Raw genomic sequence first — 21,203 nt, 5'->3', positions numbered from 1 at the left:
ACCATCGCGCCAGCGATGGTGGAGGGGCGGACGGACCGGCCATGCCCCTCCACCACGCCCTGCGGGCGCGGTCCCCCTCCCCATCAAAGATGGGGAGGAATTGGGGTTACAGCGCTTTCAACCGAATCGCCTGGCCGCCGCCGGGGGCGAGGGACAGCGTCAACGTATCGCCCTTCTTCACCCGCTTGGCCTCGAACGCGATGGAATGGCGGGCTTCCGTGGCATAGGTCGCGCCGGGGCCATCCTTATAGACCTGCGCCTCATACGCCTTGCCCGGCTCTAGGAAGTCGAGCGTCACGGTCAGCTCGCGTGGGTTCTCGTCGGTGATCGAGCCGACATACCAGTCCCGGCTCTTCCGGTCCCGCCGCGCAAAGGTGACGTAATCGCCGACCTCGCCGTTCAGGACGCGACTGTCCTCCCAATCGACCGGCACATCCGCGATGAAGCGGAAGGCTTGGCGGTATTTCGCATAATTCTCCGGCGTATCGGCCGCCATCTGCACCGGCGAGTAGAGCACCACGTACAGCGCCAGTTGTTTGGCGATGGTCGACTGGATCGGGCTGTTGTCGCTGCCGGTCAGGCTGAGCACGCCGGGCGTGAAGTCCATCGGGCCTTCGAGCATCCGGGTGAAGGCGAGGTTGACCTCATGCTCGGGCGGGTTCTTGCCCGGCCACGCGTTATATTCCATTCCCCGCGAGCCCTCGCGCGCCAGCCAATTGGGATAGGTGCGGCGGAGCCCTGTGTCCTTGACCGGCTCGTGGGAATCGATGGAGACCTTATATTTGGCGGCGGCCTCCAGCACGCGCAGATGGTGGTTCACCATCCACTGTCCCTCATGCCACTCGCGCGACACCGAGCCGTCCACGTTTACCCGCTCGATCTGGCCCGCATCGGCGACATAGCCGGTCTTGACGACATGCTCGCCATGATCGGCGGCGAATTTGAACGCCGGGTCGAACTGGCTCTCATAATGGCTGACCGCGCCGCCCGTCTCGTGATGGCCGATCAGCGAGACGCCCTTGGCCTTGGCGTATTTGGCCAGCGCATCGGCATCGAAATCCTCCGCCGGGGTCGCGAACTGCATCGCCGAGCCATTGCCCGCCCAGTCGCCGTCCCAGCCGATATTCCACCCCTCGACCAGCACGCCGGGGATGCCGTATTTGGCGGCGAAGTCGATATAGGTCTTCACATTGGCGGTGGTGGCGCCATGCCGGGGCCCGCGCGCCCAGCTCCATTCGCCCTTGATCATCTTCCACCAGACGCCGACGAACTTACCCGGCTTCACCCAGGACACGTCGCCCAGCTTGTTGGGCTCGTTCAGGTTGAGCATCAAATGGCTCATATAGAGCCCGCCGGCATCGGGGGCGATCAGGAAGGTCCGCCAGGGCGTCGTCCAGGCGCCGGTCTTCATGACCTTGGGCGCGCCCGAACCGGGGGTGAGGATCGCCTTGAACCCGTTCCCCTCGGTCTTCATGACGCCCATGCTGGCATAGTCGACCAAAGCCGCCTCATGGATGGCGATATGGGTGCCGTCGTCCAGCTTCATGGTGATCGGCGTCGCCGCCGTGCCGACCGCGTTGATGGGCGTGCGGTTGTAGAGATACTCCTCGCGGTTCCACAGGAAGGCGGGCTTCCACCAGGCGGTGCCGCCTTGCGCGATGTTGAACTCGGTCAGTTCCTCCGCGATGTTGGTGCTGTGCTTCGCCTGCTGCTCGGGAAATTCGTAGCGGAAGCCGACGCCGTCGTCCTGCACCCGGAACACCACGTCGTAACGACGGTGCAGCGCGCTCGATTCCATCAGGCGGACGCGCATCTCGCGGTGATTGTCGCGGATGGTGCGCCATTCGCCCCAGGGCTGGGTCCAGCCGCTGTCCGATTTGGCGTGGGTTACGCCCTCGATCTTCATCCCGCGTTCGATCTTGGGCGCGTCGGTGAACATCATGCCCAGGCGCGAGGGCGCGATGATCGCCTTGCCGCCCCGTGCGATCATATAGACCGCGCGGCCGTCATTGTCGGTCGACACCTGCACGGTGATCTGGCCGTTGGGCGAGGTCTCGATGGCGTCGGGCTGTCCGGCGGGCTTGGCGAATTTGAACGTCTCGTTGACCGCCGGATCGGCGGGGCCGTTCTGGGCCTGGGCGGCGCTGGCGATCAGGCCGAGCCCGATGGCGATGGTGGTTTTCATGCAGTCATCTCCCGGATCGCCGCCCCGAACGCGCCCAGGCGTTCGTCGGTGGCGTTATTGACATGGACCAGCACTCGCCCGCCGCGTGGCAGGGCGGGCGGAATGGTCACGGGCGTGTCGCCCAGATTGAACAGGCAGAGCAGGCGTTGTGTCCCCTCGCGCCGCTCGAAGGCGAGCAACTGCTCGTCGGCGTGGAGCAGGGTGAGGTCGCCGACCGCGAGTGCAGGCGTCTCCGCGCGCAGCCGCACCAATCGCCGCGTCAGGTTCAGCAGCGAGTCCGGGTCGCCCTCCTGCCGGTTGACCGCCAGCGCGGCGTGATCGGGGCCGACCGGCAGCCAAGGCTCGGCATCCGAGAAGCCACCGTGACGCGCATTGCTGCTCCACGGCATCGGCGTACGCACCCCGTCGCGCGACAGGGTCAGCGGCCAGTTGGCGATGGCCTCCGGGTCTTGCAGCCGCTCGAAGGGCACATCGACTTGGGTCAGCCCCAACTCCTCGCCCTGATAGAGAAAGGCATTGCCGCGAAGCGACAGCAGCAACAGCATCTTCACCCGCGCGAAGGCCTCGCGGTGCTCCGGCGTACTCCAGCGCGACACGGCGCGCGGCGCGTCATGGTTCTCGAATGCCCAGCTCGGCCAGCCGACACCTGGCTCGGCGGGCCATTTCGCCAGTGCCTCCGCGACGATGCGTGGGGCCAGACGGTCGGCGTAGAGGAAGTCGAAGCCGTAAGCGGTGTTCAGCCGATGATCCCCGGCGGTGAACAGCTTCATCTCGCGGTCGGCTTCGTCGCCACCGACCTCGGCCACCGTGAAGCGGTCGCCATAACCGTCCAGCGTCGCGCGGATACGCTCCAGGAAGGGCACGATGTCGGCATGGCTCTGGTTGTAGAGCTTGACCTGGAAATCGAACGGCCGGGTCCGCGTCTTGCCGGTGTCGGGCGCGGGCGGGTTATCGCGAAGGGTCGGCTCGTGCATCATGAAGTTGATCGCATCCAGCCGGAACCCGTCCACGCCCCGGTCCAGCCAGAAGCGCGCGGTCGCCAGCAATTCGGCCTGCACGTCCGGGTGATGGACGTGGAGCTGCGGCTGCTCCTTCAGGAAATTGTGCAGATAATATTGCCCGCGCCGCGCGTCCCAGGTCCAGGCGGGGCCGCCGAACACCGACTGCCAGTTGGACGGCGGCGAGCCGTCGGGCTTGGCATCGGCCCAGACATACCAGTCGGCGCGGGCATTGGTGCGGCTGGAGCGGCTTTCGGTGAACCAGACATGCTCGTCGGAGGTGTGGCTGTACACCTGGTCGATGACGACCTTCAGCCCCAGTTCGTGCGCGCGCGCGACCAGCGCGTCGAAATCGGCGAGCGTCCCGAAGATCGGGTCGACATCGCGGTAATCCGCCACGTCATAACCGAAATCCTTCATGGGCGAGGTGAAGAAGGGCGACAACCAGATCGCATCCACGCCCAGGGCCGCGACATGGTCGAGCTTGGCGGTGATGCCGGGCAGGTCGCCGATGCCGTCGTCATTGCTGTCGGCAAAGCTGCGGGGATAGATCTGGTAGATCACCGCGCCCTTCCACCAGGGGCGGGGGGCGGTGGGAACACTATGGGTCATCAACGGCTCTCCGCCGCGCACACGGCATAGCCGAAGGCGGGCAAGTCAAACATCAGGCTGCCGGGCGCGGCGGCAATCGGGGCGCAGGGGCCAGCCATGGCCGCAAAACGTTGCGATGCCGTTTCGACCTGTACGGCCTGGCGCAGCGGCTTGGCCGAGGTGTTGAAGGCGATCACATATTCGCGCCCCGTGGCGGGATCGAAGCGGGACACAGCGAACAGGCCGGGGGCATCGCCGCGCGCGCGGATCACCTGCCGCCCGCGGGTGAGGGCGGGGTTGGCGACGCGCAGCCGGGCAAGCGTCGCGATCTCGCGGTAGAGGGGATGGGCGGGCACGAAGCTGTCGGTGGCAGTGGTCTTCGACGTGCCGACCAGGCGATTGTCGTTGTAGCTCGCGACCTTGCTGGCGAACATGTCCTCGCGCGCGTCCTGATCGTTGCCGTCGCCCGCAAAGCCCTGTTCGTCGCCCGAATAGATGGTCGGCACACCGCGCAAGGTGAGCAGCATCGCATGGCCCAGTTCGACCCGCTTCAGGATTTCGTCGTCCGAGGCGTCGCGGTTCGCCTGCCGAACATCACGGGCAAAGCGGCCATGGTCGTGATTGCCGAGAAAGGTCGGCAATATGTCCGCCGTGGCCTCACCCTTGGCATAGAGGACATCGCCCTCGAACAGGCTGGCGAGGGTGCGGGTCGGCTTGTTCTCCGCGACCGTCTGAATCACCGCGTTCATGAAGGCGAAGTCGAGGACCGCCGGATAGTCGGCGATCTTGGTCCAGCGCGCGAGATAACCGGGATCCATGCCCGCCGTCACCTCGCCGAAGATATGGAAGTTCGGAATGTCCTTGGCTTGGGCGCGGGTCAGCATGGCGGGGACGAAGCTCCGCCAGAATTCCGGGTTCACATGTTTGGCGGTGTCGATGCGGAAGCCGTCGACGCCGAACCGGTCGATCCAACTGCCGTAGATGTCGATCATGCCCGCGATGACGCGCGGATTTTCGGTATAGAGATCGTCCAGCCCCGAGAAGTCGCCGGTGGTCGAACTTTCGTCCTCAAAAGTCGTGTTGCCGCGATTGTGGTAGTAGATCGGGTCGTTGAGCCAGGCCGGGGTCTTGGCGTTCCGCTCACCCGCCGGGATGTAAGGGGTATAGGCATAGGTCGGGTCGGTCAGCTTCGAGAAGTTCGCCGCCGTCTGCCCATCGTCGCCGACAAAGTCGGGATTGATCGGCTTGCCATCGACACCACCGCTTCGCTGATAGGGGTAGGTCGCCCGGTCGCGATAGGGGCAGGGCGAGCCTTCGACGCATTCGCGATACTGGATCACGTCCGCCGTGTGGTTGACGATGATGTCCATATATACCTTCATCCCCCGCTGATGCGCGGCGTCGATGAAGGCGTGCAGATCGGCCTCGGTCCCCAGATGCGGGTCGACCGTGGTGAAGTCCGTGATCCAGTAACCGTGATAGCCCGCACTCTCCCGGCCCTTGGCGCCCTGGACCGGCTTGTTCTTGAAGATCGGCCCCAGCCAGATCGCGGTCGCGCCCAGCCCCTGGATATAGTCGAGCCGCTGGGTCAGCCCCTTCAAGTCGCCGCCATGGTAAAAGCCCTTGTGCGCCGGGTCGAAGCCGGTGGTGAGCGGCCCGCCCTTCAGGCCACCGCGATCATTGGCGGGGTCGCCATTCTCGAACCGGTCGGGCAGGACGAAATAGATCACCTCGTCCTGCGGCAGGCGTTGGCGATAATCCTGCGCCGCCAATGGCGTGGCGGTGGCGAGCAGGGCAAGCAGCAGCTTTTTCATGCGAGAACCTTGTGATGGGGCGCGGCGCAGTGCGCGGCGAGGAAGGCGTCGTGCGTGGGCAGCCGGGCGGCCACCTGCGCGGCGTGACGCCGGGTGAGACTGAGGAAATCGTCCAGCTCGTCCGCCGACAGCTCATCGGCGAGTGCGTGATGCCCGGCGGGGACGATGCCCTGGCCGATCATCACCTGTATCCAGCCGGGCTCGGCGAAAAGCTCGTCGCCCTCGCGGCGGAACCGGCCATTGGCGCGGAACAGCGCGATGCGGCTCGCGAGGCTGGCGGGCAGCGGCACCGCGCGCCGCTCGGTCCAGAAGGGCTCGGGGCGGGCATTGGCGTGGTAATGGAGGATCAGGAAGTCGCGGATCGCCCGCCACTCGCCTTCGGTCTCGCGATTATAGGCGTCGATCTCGACCGGCTGGAGCGTCTGGCCGGGCCAATAGTCCAGCAGCCGCGCGATGCCCGACTGGATCAGATGGATGCTGGTCGACTCCAGCGGCTCCAGAAACCCCGCCGCCAGTCCGAGCGCGACGCAATTACCCACCCAGGCGCGCCGCCGTCGTCCGGTGGTGAAGCGCAACAGGCGCGGATCGCCCGCCGCTTCGCCGTTCAGTGCCGAGAGCAGCCGGTCGACAGCTTCGTCGTCCGACAGATGGCGGCTGTCATAGACCAAGCCGTTGCCGGTGCGATGCTGAAGCGGAATCCGCCAGCGCCACCCCGCCCCATGGGCGATGGCGCGGGTATAGGGGGGCAGGGGGGCGGCACGCTCGCCCGCCACCGCCAGCGCGCGGTTGCAGGGCAGGAGGTCCGACCAGTCGTCGAACGGCTCGGCCAGCGCTTCGCCGATCAGCAGCGCGCGAAAGCCCGTGCAGTCGATGAACAGGTCGCCCGCATGGCTCTCGCCACCTTCCAGCACGACATGGTCGATCCGACCGCCCCGATCGCGCGCGATCGAGGCGATGCGACCCTCAACCCGTACCACGCCCGCGCTTTCCGCATGGTGGCGGAGCAGCGCGGCATAGAGGCTGGCATCGAAATGATAGGCCCATGCGAGGCCGCTCGGCAGGTCGGGGCGGCCCGGATCGGGGGCGAAGCGTCCGCTCATCGCGGCTTGCGCACTCGCCATATGGCCCCAGAGCGAGGCGGGGTTCGCCGCACCGCCGCCGCGCAGCCAGTAATGGTGGAACGGCACCAGCCCCAGCCCGCGCCCGATGCTGCCGAACGCATGGAGATAACCGCTGCCTTCGCCCGACCAGCCCTCGAACCGGATGCCCAGCTTGAAGCTGCCGTACGTGGCGCGCAGGAACTCGGCCTCGTCCAGGCCGAGCATCTGGTTGAACAGGCGGATACCGGGGATCGTCGCCTCGCCCACCCCGACGGTGCCGATCGCATCGGACTCGATCAGGGTGATGCGGGTCGAGGGGGGCAGGAACCGCGCCAGCGCCGCCGCCGCCATCCATCCGGCGGTGCCGCCGCCGACGATCACGACCTTTCTGGCGATACGGTCTGTGGTGGGGCGGGCGTCCATGCGGCGTCTCACATTCGGGATTCCCGCGCCGGATATGGGGGACCGGCGCGGGAAACTTGTATCAGAAGCGATAGGTAAACCCGGCGAGGAACCGGCGACCATAGCTCTGATAGTCGATCACCTGATCGCGCTGTCCGCCATTGGTCGTGACGAACGGCGTGTCGGTCAGGTTCTGGCCCTGGACGAACAGCGACAGGCCCTTGAACGTGCCGTCCTGGAAGTCATAGCCGATCTGGCCGTCGACGATCGTCTCGTCGATCGCGCGGCGGCGGACGCGGTTGGCGCCGAAGCCCGACAACTCACCCACGAAGGTCGAGCGGTACCGGACCGAGCCACGGATGTTCAGGCCCCATTTCTCGAAAAAGGCGGTGCCGTTCGCCACCCAGCGCGAATAGCCGGGAATATCCTCGGGCTCGCCGCCGGGGGTCGGGGTGATCTCGGTCTTGGTGTACGACCCGCCGCCCGTCAGGCCGAAGCCGTCGAGGAAGCCGACCACCTGACCCAGCGGCAGCGTGCCCGCCAGTTCGACGCCGTAGATCGTGCCGCCGGTTCCGTTGATCGGACGAGTGATCCGGCCCTGAAGCGGGATGCCGACCGGCAGAGACGCGGGAAGCGGCAGGCCGGTATAGTCGTAAGGCTGCTCAAGATTGTAAACGAAGCTCTTGAGATCCTTGTAGAAGCCCTGCGCCGCCAGATAGCCGCGCGTGCCGAAATACTTCTCGATCGTCACGTCGTAGGAATTGGACCGGATCGGGCGGAGGAACGGATTGCCGCCATTGCCCGAGATGATCCCCTGCGCCGTGTCGAAGCCATAGGATAGCGCGACGCGCATATCGTCGAAGCGCGGGCGCATCATCTGGCGCGCCGCCGCGACGCGGAACACCCAGTCGCTGGGCAGGCGAAGCGACAGGTTGGCGCTGGGCAGGATGTCCCAGTAATCGTCGCCCTGGACGATCGCGTTGAAGCCGGTGCCGTTATAGACCAGGCCGCGCGACTTCTGCTCGGTTCCCACCGCCTGCACGCCGATATTGCCGGTCAGCTCCGCCGCGCCCAGTTGCGCGCGCAGATCGGCCTGGAGATAGGCGGTCATCAGATGCTCGGTCGTGGTGTACGCCTTGGCGGGCACGTCCGGGCTGGTGTTGGGCGTCAGCGTATAGACGCCGCCCGCCAGCAGCGCGCGCGGGTCGTAGCTGAGCATCGGTCCCAGACCCAGATAGGTCAGGTCGGTCGGCGTCTGGCGATATTGCTGGGGCAGCGGCGCGATGGTCGCGCCGCCGGGCAGGGTGACGAACGCCTCGTTGGGGGCCAGCGACTTGGCGTGATCGGTGTAGTTCAGGCCGAAGCGGATGGCATGGACGATCGGGGTTTCGACCTCGCGCTCGATCTCGACGCGGTACTGCTTGATCTCGTCGGTGACCTTGCGGTCGTTATAATAGCCCGCCTGGCGCGTCGTGCCGCCCCAGCCCAGCGGATCGGTGAGCTGGATCAGATTGGGGTCGGAATAGTTCAGCGTCGGCTGGAACACGGTGCCGGTGCGGCCCGTGGTGAAGCCCAGCGTGTCGGTCGCGCCATTGCCCTGGCCGTAACCGGTGCCGCTATAGGTCTCCAGCGTCACCTCGTCGCGGTCGGTGCGCGAATAGCTGAGGTCGATGAACGCGCTCCAGCCGTCATCGCCCTTATACTTGCCGTTATAGCCGAACGAATAGAGCTTGGCCTTGCGCTGGAACGAGTCGTTGCGGACCACGCCCTCGACACCGCTGAACGTGCCCGAGGTGACGAGACCGTTGCTGACGGTGGGATTGGTCAGGGTCGTGCCGCTGCCCCAGGCCAGCGGCAGTTCGATCCCGCGCTTGATCTGGTCGTCGTTGAAGTCGGAATAGAAACCGTCGAGCGTGCTGGTGAAGGTGTCGCTCATTTTCCACTGGAGCGTGCCCGAAAGGCCCAGGCGCTTCAGCGTGGTCGAGGTGACATAGGATTTGGAGCCGCCGATGACGTTGGCAGAGGCACCGTTTACCGTGACGGGCGCATAGCCCCAGGCATTGCCTTCCTGAATCTGGTATGGCTCGTTCAGATAGCTGGCCGACAGCGCGACGCCGATCGTGTCGTCCGCGAACTGGTCGACATAGGTGGCCGAAGCGCGATAGCCGAAGTCCTTCGACCCCGCGTTCAGCTTGCCGATATCGGCATAGGTGCCACGCGCGCCGACCGAGAAGACGCGCTTGCCATAGTCGAGCGGGCGGATGGTCTTCAGGTCGACCGTGCCCGACAGGCCCTGGCCGATCAGCGCGGCATTGGCGGTCTTGTAGATCAGCACCTGGTTGACGACTTCAGCCGGATACTGGTCATATTCCACCGCGCGGTTGTCGCCGGTCGAGGTCTGCTCGCGACCGTTCAAGAGCGTGGTCGAGAAGTCGGGCGCGAAACCGCGGATCGAGATGGCGTTGGAGCGGCCGTTGACCCGCTGCGACGTCACGCCGGGCAGGCGGGCGATCGACTCCGCGATCGACGCGTCGGGCAGCTTGCCGATATCCTCGGCCGAGACGGATTCGACGACCAGGTCGCGGTTCTTCTTCTCGGCGACGGCGTTTTCCAGCGCGGCGCGGAAGCCGGTGACGACGATATCGCCCGGTTCGGCATTGTCCTGCGCCTGCTGGGCGGCGGTGTCCGGGGTGCCGGTGTTCGGCGCGGGCACGACCGCGACGCTCTGCGCACAGACCGGCGCGGCGACGACCAGAGCCAGCGTGCTGACCCCGAGCTTCAGGAACGAGCGCGCGGCATCGGCCGGCGCCACAGGGCGAACCGTCATGAAATCCCCTCCAGGAAACCCCGTTTTCTTTCGACGAACGGGTATGGTTGTTGCCGCACCTGTGAAATCGATCGCGATGAAAGGGAATGATGCCGCATACGTATTCAATGCGGCCATATCGGCCTGTTGCATTATTACGACAGGGCTCCCGCTTAACCTGATACAGCAAAGCAGGTATTGGGGGGCAAGGAGGATGCCCTGATCTTGGTCGGCCAGCGAAAGCCCACATCGTTCGATATCGCGCAAATGGCGGGCGTGTCGCAGCCGACGGTCAGCCGTGCGCTCCGGGGAAGTCCGTCGGTCAGCGCCGCTACCCGTGCGCGGATCGAGGCGATCGCCAAGACGCTGAACTATACGGTCGACCGCGCCGCTTCCAATCTGCGCAGCGGGCAGACCCGGACCCTGGCGCTGCTGCTGTTCCGCGATCCTTCGCCGGGGCGGACGCTGATCAATCCCTTTTTCCTCGGCATGCTGGGTTCGATCATGGAGAGTTGTGCGGAGGTCGGATACGACCTGCTCGTCTCTTTCCAGAACCCGACCAGCAACTGGCAGGCCGATTATGAGGACAGCCACCGTGCCGACGGGCTGATCCTGCTCGGTTACGGTGACTATGCCGATTATCGCGAGCAGCTCGATCAACTGGTCGCGCGCGGCACCCATTTCGTGCGCTGGGGCTCGGTCGCGCCGGGCCAGCCGGGGCTGACCATCGGGTGCGACAATCATGCGGGGGCGCTCGCGGCGACGCGGCATCTGGTCGCGCAGGGACGCAAGCGGATCGCGTTCCTGGGCGATGCGACCGACCATTATCCCGAATTCCACGACCGTTATCGAGGCTATCGCGATGCGCTGGCCGAAGCGGACCTGCCCTGCGATCCCGCGCTTCAGGTCGGGGCGATCTCCAGCGAGGAGGAGGGCGAACGCGCCGCGCGCGAATTGCTGGCGCGGGGGCGGCCCTTCGACGCGATCATGGCGGCGAGCGACCTGATCGCGCTGGCGGCGATGCGCGTACTGGCCGAGGCGGGATTGCGGGTGCCCGACGATGTCTCGCTGGTCGGGTTCGACGATATTCCGGCGGCCAGCTTCGCGCATCCGCCGCTCAGCACGGTGGTGCAGGATGCGGCGGCGGCGGGGCGGCTGCTCGTCCGCGCGCTGCTTGCCGAGATTTCGGGCAAGCCCCGGACGCCGACCCTGCTGCCCGCCACGCTGGTCGTGCGCGGGTCTAGCATCCGGCCGTAAAACACAACGATAACAGAATATTGGGAGAGGTTATGGAGAAGCCGCGTCAGGGCTTTTGGGGGCTGTGGAACACCTCGTTCGGCTTTTTCGGGATTCAGATCGGCTTTGCCCTGCAAAACGCCAATATCAGCCGCATCTTCCAGTCGCTGGGCACCGCCGAGAAGGACCTGGCGTTCCTGTGGATCGCGGCACCGCTGACCGGGCTGCTCGTCCAGCCGGTGATCGGCCATTATAGCGACCGGACCTGGGGCCGGTTCGGGCGGCGGCGGCCCTATTTCCTGGCGGGCGCGGTGCTGGCGACGCTGGCGTTGGTGGGGATGCCCAATGCGGGCGGGCTGCTGGGCGCCGCGATGCTGCTCTGGCTGCTCGACGCCTCGCTCAACGTGTCGATGGAGCCGTTCCGCGCCTTTGTGGGCGACATGCTCCCCAGCCGCCAGCGGACGGCGGGCTATGCCTTCCAGACCGGGTTCATCGGGGCGGGCGCGGTGCTGGGGTCGCTCGCGCCGATGGTGCTGACCGATGTCTTCCATGTCGCCAATGTCGCCGGGCCGGGCGAGGTGCCGCCATCGGTGCGCTATGGCTTCTATATCGGGGCGGCCGCCCTGTTCGGCGCGGTGCTCTGGACCGTGCTGACCACCCGCGAATATTCGCCCGAGCAGATCGCGGCCTTTGCCGAGAGCGACGAGGGGCGGGTGGTGCATAGCGATGCCGTGCCGTCCGACCGGATCGGCACCGCGCCGCTCTGGATCGTCGCAGGCGTGCTGGTCGTCGCGGGCGTGGGGCTGCTGGGGCTCGACAAGCCGGTCTATCTGCTGGGCGGTGGATTGATCGCCTTCGGTCTGGCGCGGATCGTCAGCGCGGCGCTGGTGCGGGGCGGGCGAGGGGCCAATGCGCTCAGCCAGATCCTGGCCGATCTGGCGGCGATGCCCGCGACGATGAAGCGGCTGGCGCTGGTCCAGTTCTTCACTTGGTCGGCGCTGTTCATCATGTGGATCTACACCACGCCGATCGTTGCGGCGCGGGTCTTCCACACCACCGACGCCTCCAGCGCGGCCTTCAACGAGGGGGCCAATTGGGTCGGCGTGCTGTTCGCGGTCTATAGCGGCGTGGCGACACTTTGGGCCTTTGCGCTGCCATGGCTGGCGCGGGCGATCGGGCGGCGGAACACGCATGTCGTCGGCCTGCTGTGCGGCGCGGCGGGGTTCGCGTCGTTCCTGGTGATCCGGGACGCCTGGTGGCTATTGGGGGCGATGGTGTTCGTCGGCGTCGCCTGGGCGTCGATCCTGACCATGCCCTATGCGATCCTGTCGGCGGCGCTCCCGGCGGAGAAGTTGGGCATTTACATGGGGTTGTTCAACATCTTCATCGTGCTGCCGCAACTGATCGTGTCGTCGATCATGGGGGCGGTGGTCGGCCATTTCTTCCCCGGCGATCTGGTTTGGGCGATGGCGATCGCGGCGGGGGTGATGGGACTGGCGGCACTGGCGATGCTGAGGGTGGCCAAGGACGCCTGAGCCCAATCCTCCCCGTGCCGGGAAGGATTATCTCGGCAGCGTGATCGTTGCGGCCAACCCTCCTTCGGGCTGGTTGGAGAGGCGGATATCCCCGCCCGCCTCGCGCACGATCGAACGGGCCAGCGCCAGGCCCAGTCCGATGCCGCCCGTATCCCGGTTGCGCGAGCTTTCCAGGCGGATGAAGGGATCGAACACCGCCTCCAACTGATCGGCGGCGATGCCGGGGCCTCGGTCGGCGACGATGATCGCGACATGATCGGCCTGCGCATCGATGCGCACATCGGCGGAATGGCCATATTTGACCGCATTCTCGATCAGGTTGCGCACCGCGCGCCGCATCAGCGTGGGGCGCAGCTTCAGCCGGAGCCGCCCGCCTTCCTCGAAGGTCACATCCTGTCCCAGGTCGAGGAAATCGGCGACGACCGCATCGACCAGCGCGTTCAGGTCGACATCGGTCTCCGCTTCGCTCGGTCGCCCCGCACGGGCGAGCGAAAGTATGTCCTCCAGCGTCTTGTTCATCTCGGCGATGGTGTCCGCCATGCGCAGCCGGTCCTGCTCGTCCTCGACCGACTCGATGCGCACCCGAAGCGCCGCCAGTGGCGTCCGAAGGTCGTGACCGATCGCGCCGAGCATCCGATCCTTTTCCTCCAGCATCGCCCCGATCCGCAGCCGCAGCGCGTTGAACGCCGCGATCAGGCCGGAGACGTCGAGCGGCCCCTGTTCGGGAATGGGCTCGCCGGGCTCGCGCGGGTCGAAACGTTCGGCGGCGCGGGTCAGGTCGCGCAAGGGGCGCGATATGCGCCGTCCGATCCACAGTACGGGCAGCAGGATGACGCCGTACAGGATCAATGTCTGCGCGATCAGCCGCCAGACCAGGAACATCCCGTCATTGGGCCAGAAGGAGCGCGTGACCAGCCAGCCGCCGGTCTTTCGCTCGACGGCGATCAGCAATTCCTGCGCCGGGGGACGGCGCCGGTCGACACGGCGGCGGGCCCAATCGAAATCCTCCGGGCGGAACGGGCGGATGCCGGTGACGACGCGCAGCACCGGATGCCCCGATTCGACCAGCCCCTCGCGCACCAGCGCCTCCACCGCGGGCACGCGCGGCAGGTCGGGGCGGATCGGATTGTAGAGCGACATACGCACCCGGCCGCGATCGGGGGCGGGCGGGCGGCCATTGGCGGCGCGGTCGATCGCGTCGGTCAGCCGCGCAATGGCGGGCCCCGATGTCTGTTCCAGCAGCAACGTTCGCCGCTCGTGCAACAGCAGCGCGAAGTTGATTGCCTGTGCCACGAACAGCGCGATGGCGAGCAGCAGCGCCATCTGCGCCGCCAGCCGACGCGGCCAGAAGCGGAGTCTCACAGGCGCGTCACTTCGGCGGCCAGCGTATAGCCGCCGCCCCAGACCGTCTTGATGATCTCGGGCGATTTGGGGTCCGCCTCGATCTTGCGGCGCAGGCGGCTGACCTGATTGTCGATCGCTCGGTCGAAGGCGGCGGCCTCGCGCCCCTGGGTCAGGTCGAGCAGCTGGTCGCGGGTCAGCACCTGGCGCGGACGGCTGACCAGCGCGAGCAGCAGATTATATTCGCCGGTCGACAGCATCACCGACACGCCCTCGCGATCGACCAGCGACCGCTCGCCCGATTTCAGCACCCAGCCCGCAAAGGCGTAGGAGCCGCTGTCCGGCGCATGGAGCCGCGCGCCGCCCGCCTGGGTCCGGCGGAGCACGACCTTGGCCCGGGTCGCCAGTTCGCGCGGGGAGAAGGGCTTCACGACATAATCGTCCGCGCCCATCTCCAGCCCGACGATCCGGTCCGTCTCCTCCGCACGAGCGGTCAGCAGGATGACCGGCACCTCGCTGGTCGCCGCGATATGGCGGCACAGCGATAGCCCGTCCTCGCCCGGCATCATGATGTCGAGGATGACCAGGTCGATGGCATAGGCCGCCAGCCGGGTGCGCGCCGAGGCGGCATCGCCCGCCTGGGTCACGCGGAACCCCTGTTTGGTCAGATAGACGGCGAGCGGCTCGCGGATGGAACGCTCGTCATCGACGAGCAGCAGGTGCGGCGTGTCGGACATGGGGGAGGGGTCTAGCATGGCAAGCGCGGCTCGCAAGCGGGGCGACCGATGGGGGGATCGGTCGCCCCGCCCGACGGCTCAGTCGTCCTGCTGGGGGGCAGGCTGAGCTCCGGGGGCCATGCCGCCATGGCGGCGGCCACTGAACCGGGGGGCGGCGGCGCGCTCGGCCGCGTCGATCTTGCCGTCATGATTGGTGTCGAGACGGTCGAACATCGCCACGGCACGGGCGCGGAAGGCGTCGGCGGTGATGGGTTGCGGGGCGCGACGGCCGGGGCGGTCACCGCCGCCCTGGCGACGCTGTTGCCACTCGGTACGGCGCTGCTCGCGATAGGCGCGCATTTCGTCCGGGGTCACGGTGCCGTCGTGATTGGCGTCCATCGCGGCGAAGCGCTGGTCGGCAGCGGCGATGGCGGCGGCGCGGGTGATGTTGCCCGAGGCATCGGGCTGCATCCCCATCATCGCACCACCCATCCGGCCGGGCGGCGGGGGAGGGGGGGCCGAGGTCTGGGCCTGCGCGGCGGTGGCGGTCAGCAGGGTGGCGAGGGAAAGGCCGATCAGGGTCTTTCGCATGGGTTTCGGGTCCTTTGCGGCGGAGCGGAAAATCCCCTCCGATCGATGGCCCTTCTCGCCCAGGGCTGTCGCCCGATCATGTCGGGCGACAGCCGCAATTGTTGCAAATTGTGCGCCCCAGGCCGGATCGACATTCCAATATGCCCTTACTTTCCCTCGCCCCTCATAGAGGGGAGAGGGTTGCGCAGACTTGGTCTTTGCGAAGCAAAGGCCTAGTCGGAGCTGGGTGAGGGGTGCTGCGCTTGCGCAAGCGAGCGCGCGAGCCTTTGGCTCGCTCAACCCCTCACCCAAGCTGCGCTAGCCAGCAGGCTGGCAAGCTCCTTCTTCCCTCTCCCCTGTCCAGGGGAGAGGGAAGAAGGAGTGGCATGAATGCCGCAGGAGCTAGTCCAGGAAACGGTCGTCGAACATCCCGTAAAGAATGGTCGAGGCATAGAGCGCGATGGCGTGGGGGCGCTCCATCGTGCCCGCCCATTTGCGCATGTCGAAGGCCGCATTCTGGATCGCCATCAGCGCCTGCGCCGCGATCAGCGCATCGACCGCGCGCATCGATCCTTCCGCCACGCCATCCATGATCGTGCCCGCATAGCGCCGCGCGATCCCGTTGGACCGCTCGACCATCTGCGCGCGCACGTCGCCCGGCAGGCTGGCCAGCGCGGTGGTGCGGAGAAGCGGCCCGCGCTCGGCGAACTGGACGTCCAGCAGGGTCGCGATCGCGCTGGACAGCCGGTGCCAATGGCTGCCCCCGGCCGCATCGGCCAGTTGCTGCGCGGCGGTGATCGTGTCGAAGCTGCGGCGGTAACATGCGGCGACCAGATCGTCCTTGGCGTCGAGATGGTGGTAGAAGCTGCCCTTGGTGACGTTCAGCTCGCTGGCGATCCGCTGCACGCTGGCCCCGCGATAGCCGAGCTGGTTAATCAGCCGGGTCGCGGCCAGCAGAAACGCCTCGCGCCCCGGCTCGGTCCGCTGCGCCATCCGCGCGTCCAGGTCGAGCATGGCGGGGGACCAGGTCGATCCCCCCGCCGCGATGCCATGGGTCAACACGTCGAGCAGCCGTTCCTCGACGCGGGGAAACTGGTCCAGTTCGTAGCGGACCAGCCAGATCGGCAGCCAGAAGGTATTTTCCAGTAGGACATGCGCCCGCGCGCCGTGCAGGTCGGTATGCGCGCGGCTGGGGGCGGGACCCCATAGGCTGCGCGTGGCGCGGAACACCTTCTGCCACCCGGCCATCAGGCGACCGCGGATCGGCTCCTCCATGGCCCTCAGATCGGACAGGACGGCGAAGGGCGCTTCCTCGCCCCGCTCGATCCGGGCGAGCCGGGCCATGTTGATCGACAGATAGCGCGCGACGCGGGCCTGTGGCGTGGGTGCCTCGGCGGCGAGCGCCAGCATCTCCAGCAGCCGATCCAGCGTATGCTCGAACGCCGCCGCCGCCAGTTCGTCCTTGCGACGGAAATAATAGGTGACGCTGGTGGTGTTCAACCCGACGCGCTGCGCCACATCGGCGAAGGTCATGCCCTTGGCCGATTGTTCGTTGATCGCCTGGGCCGCCGCCGCCAGGATGGCGTCACGCTTCTGTCGATAGCGTTCGGTACTCTGTTCTTCCTCGACGGACGTTGCCGCCATTGCCGTCACCCTCTCGATACTCGCCCGTCGGACCGTCGATCCGCGTCGGACCGATATTCCTATCGCGAAAAGCGACGCCGGTCATCGCTTTTTGCGGAATCGAGGATCGGGTGGCGGTTCTACCCTGTCAAATCCGAAATCGGGTATGGCCGAAACGGCTTGGGCCTAATTTAGATCATATCGCATCGGCAACGAAATATTAACAGAGGTTTAGGTCATCTTGGGCAATGTAGGCCCATGGGTATCGAACTTTTCCCCGCGAAGGTCGGCCAGATTTGGCAGCGGGAGGACATGATGTTCCGGTCGATCGATCGGGCGCATCTGCTGGTGGTGTTCGATACGGATGGCGTCATCCAATGGGCCAATGACAATTTCCTTCACGTCTTCGGTCATACCGCTACCGAATTGGTGGGGCGGTCGCATGCGATGCTGTGTCAGCCCGATATCGCCAGGTCGGCGGATCATGAACAAATCTGGTCGGATGTGCGTCGGGGTGTGCCCCATAGCGGGGTCTATCGCCGGGTGGGACGGCAGGGGCGGTCGATCTGGCTGGAGGCGCGCTATCTGCCCGTCCTGGATGCGGACGGGACCGTCACCCAGGTCCTGATGATCGCGACCGATATCACCGGGCGCTGCCTGACCGATGGGGAGGCGCATGGCAAACTCGCCGCCATCGACCTGTCGCAGGCGGTGGTGGAATTCGACCTGAAGGGCCATGTGCTGGCCGCGAACGACATCTTCCTGTCGTTGATCGGCTATTCGCGCGCGGCGACGGTCGGGGTGCATCACAGCCGCTTTTGCAGTGCCGATCATGTCCGGTCGCCTGCCTATGCCCGCTTCTGGGCCGATCTGGCGGCGGGGCGGTTCATCGCCGGGCGGTTCGAGCGGCGGCGCGCCGACGGGATGGCCCTCTGGCTTCAGGCCACCTACACCCCGATCCTCGACGCCGAGGGCGTGCCGTACAAGATCGTGAAGTTCGCCACCGACATGACGGACCGGGTCCGGCTGGAGGCGGAGGCGGGCGAGCGGCTGGATCAGGCGGAGCGGTTTCGCCTGATGGCCGAGGATCGCCAGACCGCTTTGGAAACCATGCTTCGCGACATGGAGGGCCTCGTCGACCGTATCGCCGCCATCGCCGGACAGACCAACATGCTGGCCCTGAATGCGAGCATCGAGGCGGCAAGGGCGGGCCCCGCCGGGCGCGGCTTCGGCATCGTCGCCGCCGAAGTCAAGAAACTGGCCGAGGATACCCGCAGCGCCACCCAGTCGGTCCGCGAGATGCTGCGCCGTTAATCGCTGGCCTTGGGCGTGCGCAGGCGGATCAGCCCTTCCTGCGCGACGCTGGCGACCAGCCGTCCGTCGCTGGTGAAGATGCGGCCCCGGTTGAACCCGCGCGCATGGCCCGCCCAGGGGCTGTCGGTCGTGTAGAGCAGCCATTCGTCCGCCCGGAAGGGCTCGTGCAGCCACAGGGCGTGGTCGAGGCTGGCCGTCTGCATATCGTCGATCAGCCAGTGGACCGCGTGCGGCAGGGTCGAGGTGCCGAGCAGCGCGAAATCGCTGGCATAGGCCAGGATCGCGCGGTGCAGGGCGGGATCGTCCCCGACCGGCGCGACGAGGCGGAACCAGATCGACTGGGACGGCGCGCGCGGCTCGGGCTTGAGCAACTGCCGGGGATCGACGGGGCGCAGTTCGATCGGGCGGGGACGCGAGAGAAAGGCGCGGAGCGGCGCGGGGATCTGGTCGCCCAGCGCTGCCAGCAACTCCCGTTCGGGCGTCAGCGTATCGGGCGCGGGGACGTCGGGCATCGCGTCCTGATGATGCAGCCCTTCCTCCGGCGTCTGGAACGAGCAGGCCAGGTTGAGGATCGGCTTGCCCTTCTGCATCGCGATCACCCGCCGGGTCGCGAAGCTGCGCCCCTCGAAATCGCGCTCGACGCGGTAGACGATCGGATAACGTTCGTCGCCCGGCCGCATGAAATAGGCGTGGAGCGAATGGGCGGTGCGCGGCGCCTCGGTCGAGCGTTGCGCGGCCTGGAGCGCCTGTGCGATCACTTGTCCGCCGAAGACCCGCCCCTCGCCGCCGGGGCGCCGCGCGCCGCGATAGAGGTCGGTGTCGATCTCCTCGACATCCAGCAGCGCGACAAGGCCCTGGGCCATGATTTCGGGGGAAGGGGGTGGTCGATGATCCATGGCTTGGTGATGGTTATCCTTGACGTAAACGTCAACCGCTGATCCCTTGTGCAGAAAAGATACTTTCACCGGTGCCTGGGCATCGCTACACAGTCGCGGTCGATCAGATCCGGGAGTTGGCGATGGACGCATTGAACGAAGACGGCGCGTCGGAGCGTGCGGAATTGCACTTTCTGGCGGCCCTGACCGAAGAACTGATGCGTCACCTGATGGAGGCGGGCGTGCTGTCCCGCACGCAGCTCCAGTCGATCGAGAATGCGGTCGCCGAGCGGACCGGCGGCATCCCGCGCGCCTGGTAAGGCCGTGCGCGCCGGTGATCGGTGCGCTTCATGACACAAACGTCATCCCCGCACGGCGTTAGCGGCTTTCCTGACCGGGGAAAGCCGCTAACGTGATCGTCATGAGTGACGTGCATGACGACGCGACCGCCAAGGCTCCCATGGCCGGCGATTCGATCCTGGGGACCCCGGCGGGCATGGGCTCGCGGGAGGCGATGCGGATCGCGATGCGGCGTGACCGCCTGCTCGCCGGGCTGACGCTGACGGCGGGGGCGGGGTTCACCCTGGCGCTGCCCTTCGCCCTCAAGGAGGGGGCGGAGTTCTTCCTGCCGCTGACCACCGCGCTGGTCATCGCGATCGCGCTGGTCCCCATTCTCGAATGGCTGGAGCGGCGGCGGGTGCCGTCTCCGCTGGCGGCTCTGTTGTGCGTCTTGCTGTTCCTCGTCGTCGCCAATATCGCGCTGGCCGCGATCATCGTGCCCGCGACCGATTTCTTTCGCCTGCTCCCCAGTCGGATCGGACGCATCCAGGACAATCTGGCGCCGCTGCTCGACCTGTATTCCAACCTCGAACGCTATGTGAACAAGGCGCTGCGGCAGGTCGCCTCGACCCCGATCCGCCAGCCGCAGACGAGCGCGGTGTCGCCGCCCAGCTCGATCCTGGAGCTTGCCGCGACCTCGGCACCGACGCTGATCGTCCAGTTCCTGTTCGGCGTCCTCGTCGTCTTCTTCGTCCTGTCGGGCTGGACTCGGATGCGGCGCGAGACGATCCGGGGGCGGACCAGCTTCGACGGCGCGATGGCGACCGCGCGAGTGATCCAGGAGGTGGTCGACGACGTATCCGCCTATCTGGGGACCATCACCATCATCAACCTGGCGCTGGGCGGCGCGGTGGCGGGGGCGCTGTCGCTGTTCGGCATGCCCTATCCGTTGATGTGGGGCGGTATCGTCGCGCTGCTCAACTACATCCCCTATTTCGGGCCGGTGATCGGCGCGCTGCTGCTCGCGGTCGGGGGGCTGATGACGTTCAGCGACATCTGGGTCGCGCTCGCCCCGCCCGCGATCATGTACGGGATGCACCTGATCGAGGCGAACCTGATCACCCCGCTGATCGTCGGGCACCGCCTGACCATCAGCCCGGTCATGATCCTGGTCTCGCTCAGCTTCTGGGGATGGGTGTGGGGGACGCTGGGCGCGCTGCTGGCCGTTCCGCTGCTGATCATCCTGCAAACCGTGCTGAAGGCGGCGGGCAAGCCGGACATTGCGGGCTTCCTGTTCGAGCATGGCACGCTGACCTATCTCGACCGTGACAGCGACCCGGAGGACGTTCCGCAAGAAAGTTCGAAATGAAGCGTTGACAGGGTCGGGAGGCTCGCCTAGTTGGCGCGCCTCGACGCTTTCAGCGGGTGTAGCTCAGTTGGTTAGAGCGCCGGCCTGTCACGCCGGAGGTCGCGGGTTCGAGCCCCGTCACTCGCGCCATTCCTTCCTGGGAATGGTGGAAAATATCGAAATCCCCGAAAGGGCCGATGCCGGATATATGCGGCATCATATGGCTTTCAAGCGGGTGTAGCTCAGTTGGTTAGAGCGCCGGCCTGTCACGCCGGAGGTCGCGGGTTCGAGCCCCGTCACTCGCGCCATCCTTCGGGATGGCGTTTTCGTTTCCGGGTTACGGGGACGTTCCATTTCTCCCGACATTCCATTCGTCATCCCAGCGAAGGCTGGGATCTCTGGCGACGGGCCACTGCGATCGAGAAAGACCCCAGCCTGCGCTGGGGCGACGCGATTGGATCTCCGCTCAG

15 protein-coding genes and 2 tRNA genes are annotated in these 21,203 nt (G+C 66.6%); 7 read left to right on the top strand and 10 right to left on the bottom strand.

Annotated features, from left to right (window positions below; translation table 11 throughout):
- Nucleotides 1-106: 106 nt before the first annotated feature.
- From OXQ33_RS05465 to OXQ33_RS05445, 5 genes are all read right to left on the bottom strand, one after another.
- Nucleotides 107-2,185: a glycoside hydrolase family 97 protein gene (locus OXQ33_RS05465; RefSeq protein WP_267433672.1), complete on the bottom strand. Its 2,079-nt coding sequence runs from the start codon at nt 2,183-2,185 to the stop codon at nt 107-109.
- Nucleotides 2,182-3,795 carry an alpha-glucosidase gene (locus tag OXQ33_RS05460; RefSeq protein ID WP_267433671.1) on the bottom strand — a complete coding sequence of 538 codons (1,614 nt, stop codon included), beginning with the start codon at nt 3,793-3,795 and terminating at the stop codon, nt 2,182-2,184. Before OXQ33_RS05460 ends, OXQ33_RS05465 begins: the two co-directional genes overlap by 4 nt.
- On the bottom strand, nt 3,795-5,588 hold the full coding sequence (locus OXQ33_RS05455; RefSeq protein WP_267433670.1) for an alpha-amylase family glycosyl hydrolase: 1,794 nt from the start codon (nt 5,586-5,588) through the stop codon (nt 3,795-3,797). The genes OXQ33_RS05460 and OXQ33_RS05455 overlap by 1 nt, the downstream gene beginning before the upstream one ends.
- Nucleotides 5,585-7,111 carry a tryptophan halogenase family protein gene (locus OXQ33_RS05450; RefSeq protein ID WP_267433669.1) on the bottom strand — a complete coding sequence of 509 codons (1,527 nt, stop codon included), beginning with the start codon at nt 7,109-7,111 and terminating at the stop codon, nt 5,585-5,587. Before OXQ33_RS05450 ends, OXQ33_RS05455 begins: the two co-directional genes overlap by 4 nt.
- Before the next feature lie 61 nt (nt 7,112-7,172).
- A complete protein-coding gene (locus tag OXQ33_RS05445) occupies nt 7,173-9,917 on the bottom strand; it encodes a TonB-dependent receptor (RefSeq protein ID WP_267433668.1) in 2,745 nt (914 codons plus the stop codon).
- A gap of 204 nt (nt 9,918-10,121) precedes the next feature.
- Between OXQ33_RS05445 and OXQ33_RS05440 the strand changes: the two genes are divergently transcribed.
- Complete coding sequence (locus OXQ33_RS05440; protein ID WP_267433667.1) at nt 10,122-11,153, top strand: LacI family DNA-binding transcriptional regulator; 1,032 nt, start codon at nt 10,122-10,124, stop codon at nt 11,151-11,153.
- A gap of 32 nt (nt 11,154-11,185) precedes the next feature.
- The gene (locus OXQ33_RS05435; protein ID WP_267433666.1) at nt 11,186-12,667 is read left to right on the top strand and encodes an MFS transporter; all 1,482 of its coding nucleotides are present in this window, start codon (nt 11,186-11,188) and stop codon (nt 12,665-12,667) included.
- Between the two features lie 27 nt (nt 12,668-12,694).
- On the opposite strand, the gene OXQ33_RS05430 is transcribed toward OXQ33_RS05435, so the two are convergent.
- The 4 genes from OXQ33_RS05430 to OXQ33_RS05415 form a co-directional block, all read right to left on the bottom strand.
- Nucleotides 12,695-13,990: an ATP-binding protein gene (locus tag OXQ33_RS05430; protein WP_267433709.1), complete on the bottom strand. Its 1,296-nt coding sequence runs from the start codon at nt 13,988-13,990 to the stop codon at nt 12,695-12,697.
- A gap of 35 nt (nt 13,991-14,025) precedes the next feature.
- Entirely contained in the window at nt 14,026-14,745 is a 720-nt protein-coding gene (locus tag OXQ33_RS05425) for a response regulator (protein ID WP_261268163.1), read from the bottom strand.
- Nucleotides 14,746-14,823: 78 nt separating this feature from the next.
- Nucleotides 14,824-15,315, bottom strand: a complete 492-nt coding sequence (locus OXQ33_RS05420) for a hypothetical protein (protein WP_267433665.1) — start codon at nt 15,313-15,315, stop codon at nt 14,824-14,826.
- Nucleotides 15,316-15,696: 381 nt separating this feature from the next.
- Entirely contained in the window at nt 15,697-16,938 is a 1,242-nt protein-coding gene (locus OXQ33_RS05415) for a TetR/AcrR family transcriptional regulator (protein ID WP_267433664.1), read from the bottom strand.
- A gap of 237 nt (nt 16,939-17,175) precedes the next feature.
- On the opposite strand from OXQ33_RS05415, the gene OXQ33_RS05410 reads away from it, so the two are divergent.
- Nucleotides 17,176-18,231: a PAS domain-containing methyl-accepting chemotaxis protein gene (locus OXQ33_RS05410; RefSeq protein WP_276039830.1), complete on the top strand. Its 1,056-nt coding sequence runs from the start codon at nt 17,176-17,178 to the stop codon at nt 18,229-18,231.
- On the opposite strand, the gene OXQ33_RS05400 is transcribed toward OXQ33_RS05410, so the two are convergent.
- On the bottom strand, nt 18,228-19,094 hold the full coding sequence (locus OXQ33_RS05400; RefSeq protein ID WP_267433663.1) for an acyl-CoA thioesterase II: 867 nt from the start codon (nt 19,092-19,094) through the stop codon (nt 18,228-18,230). The two genes, OXQ33_RS05410 and OXQ33_RS05400, sit on opposite strands and share 4 nt — an antisense overlap.
- A 155-nt stretch (nt 19,095-19,249) precedes the next feature.
- On the opposite strand from OXQ33_RS05400, the gene OXQ33_RS05395 reads away from it, so the two are divergent.
- From OXQ33_RS05395 to OXQ33_RS05380, 4 genes are all read left to right on the top strand, one after another.
- Complete coding sequence (locus OXQ33_RS05395) at nt 19,250-19,426, top strand: hypothetical protein (protein WP_267433662.1); 177 nt, start codon at nt 19,250-19,252, stop codon at nt 19,424-19,426.
- 140 nt (nt 19,427-19,566) lie between these two features.
- Nucleotides 19,567-20,754, top strand: a complete 1,188-nt coding sequence (locus OXQ33_RS05390; protein ID WP_267433706.1) for an AI-2E family transporter — start codon at nt 19,567-19,569, stop codon at nt 20,752-20,754.
- A gap of 52 nt (nt 20,755-20,806) precedes the next feature.
- Nucleotides 20,807-20,883: transfer RNA gene (locus OXQ33_RS05385), tRNA-Asp, on the top strand.
- Nucleotides 20,884-20,964: 81 nt separating this feature from the next.
- Nucleotides 20,965-21,041 (top strand) — tRNA-Asp (locus OXQ33_RS05380).
- The last annotated feature ends 162 nt before the right edge of the window (nt 21,042-21,203 follow it).

Origin of the sequence: Sphingomonas sp. GM_Shp_1 (genome assembly GCF_026540895.1) — a bacterium.
GTDB lineage: Bacteria > Pseudomonadota > Alphaproteobacteria > Sphingomonadales > Sphingomonadaceae > Sphingomonas.
Note: the sequence above shows the minus strand (reverse complement) of the source record. Positions and strands in the feature narration are given on the sequence as shown.

What these genes read in the sequence shown, in the direction of transcription:
- OXQ33_RS05455 (WP_267433670.1), bottom strand. Translation starts at nt 5,588, where the DNA reads ATGAAAAAGCTGCTGCTTGCCCTGCTCGCCACCGCCACGCCATTGGCG.
- OXQ33_RS05450 (WP_267433669.1), bottom strand. Translation starts at nt 7,111, where the DNA reads ATGGACGCCCGCCCCACCACAGACCGTATCGCCAGAAAGGTCGTGATC.
- OXQ33_RS05395 (WP_267433662.1), top strand. Translation starts at nt 19,250, where the DNA reads ATGGACGCATTGAACGAAGACGGCGCGTCGGAGCGTGCGGAATTGCAC.
- OXQ33_RS05460 (WP_267433671.1), bottom strand. Translation starts at nt 3,795, where the DNA reads ATGACCCATAGTGTTCCCACCGCCCCCCGCCCCTGGTGGAAGGGCGCG.
- OXQ33_RS05410 (WP_276039830.1), top strand. Translation starts at nt 17,176, where the DNA reads ATGGGTATCGAACTTTTCCCCGCGAAGGTCGGCCAGATTTGGCAGCGG.
- OXQ33_RS05415 (WP_267433664.1), bottom strand. Translation starts at nt 16,938, where the DNA reads ATGGCGGCAACGTCCGTCGAGGAAGAACAGAGTACCGAACGCTATCGA.
- OXQ33_RS05435 (WP_267433666.1), top strand. Translation starts at nt 11,186, where the DNA reads ATGGAGAAGCCGCGTCAGGGCTTTTGGGGGCTGTGGAACACCTCGTTC.
- OXQ33_RS05425 (WP_261268163.1), bottom strand. Translation starts at nt 14,745, where the DNA reads ATGTCCGACACGCCGCACCTGCTGCTCGTCGATGACGAGCGTTCCATC.
- OXQ33_RS05390 (WP_267433706.1), top strand. Translation starts at nt 19,567, where the DNA reads ATGGCCGGCGATTCGATCCTGGGGACCCCGGCGGGCATGGGCTCGCGG.
- OXQ33_RS05400 (WP_267433663.1), bottom strand. Translation starts at nt 19,094, where the DNA reads ATGGCCCAGGGCCTTGTCGCGCTGCTGGATGTCGAGGAGATCGACACC.
- OXQ33_RS05430 (WP_267433709.1), bottom strand. Translation starts at nt 13,990, where the DNA reads ATGGCGCTGCTGCTCGCCATCGCGCTGTTCGTGGCACAGGCAATCAAC.
- OXQ33_RS05420 (WP_267433665.1), bottom strand. Translation starts at nt 15,315, where the DNA reads ATGCGAAAGACCCTGATCGGCCTTTCCCTCGCCACCCTGCTGACCGCC.
- OXQ33_RS05445 (WP_267433668.1), bottom strand. Translation starts at nt 9,917, where the DNA reads ATGACGGTTCGCCCTGTGGCGCCGGCCGATGCCGCGCGCTCGTTCCTG.
- OXQ33_RS05465 (WP_267433672.1), bottom strand. Translation starts at nt 2,185, where the DNA reads ATGAAAACCACCATCGCCATCGGGCTCGGCCTGATCGCCAGCGCCGCC.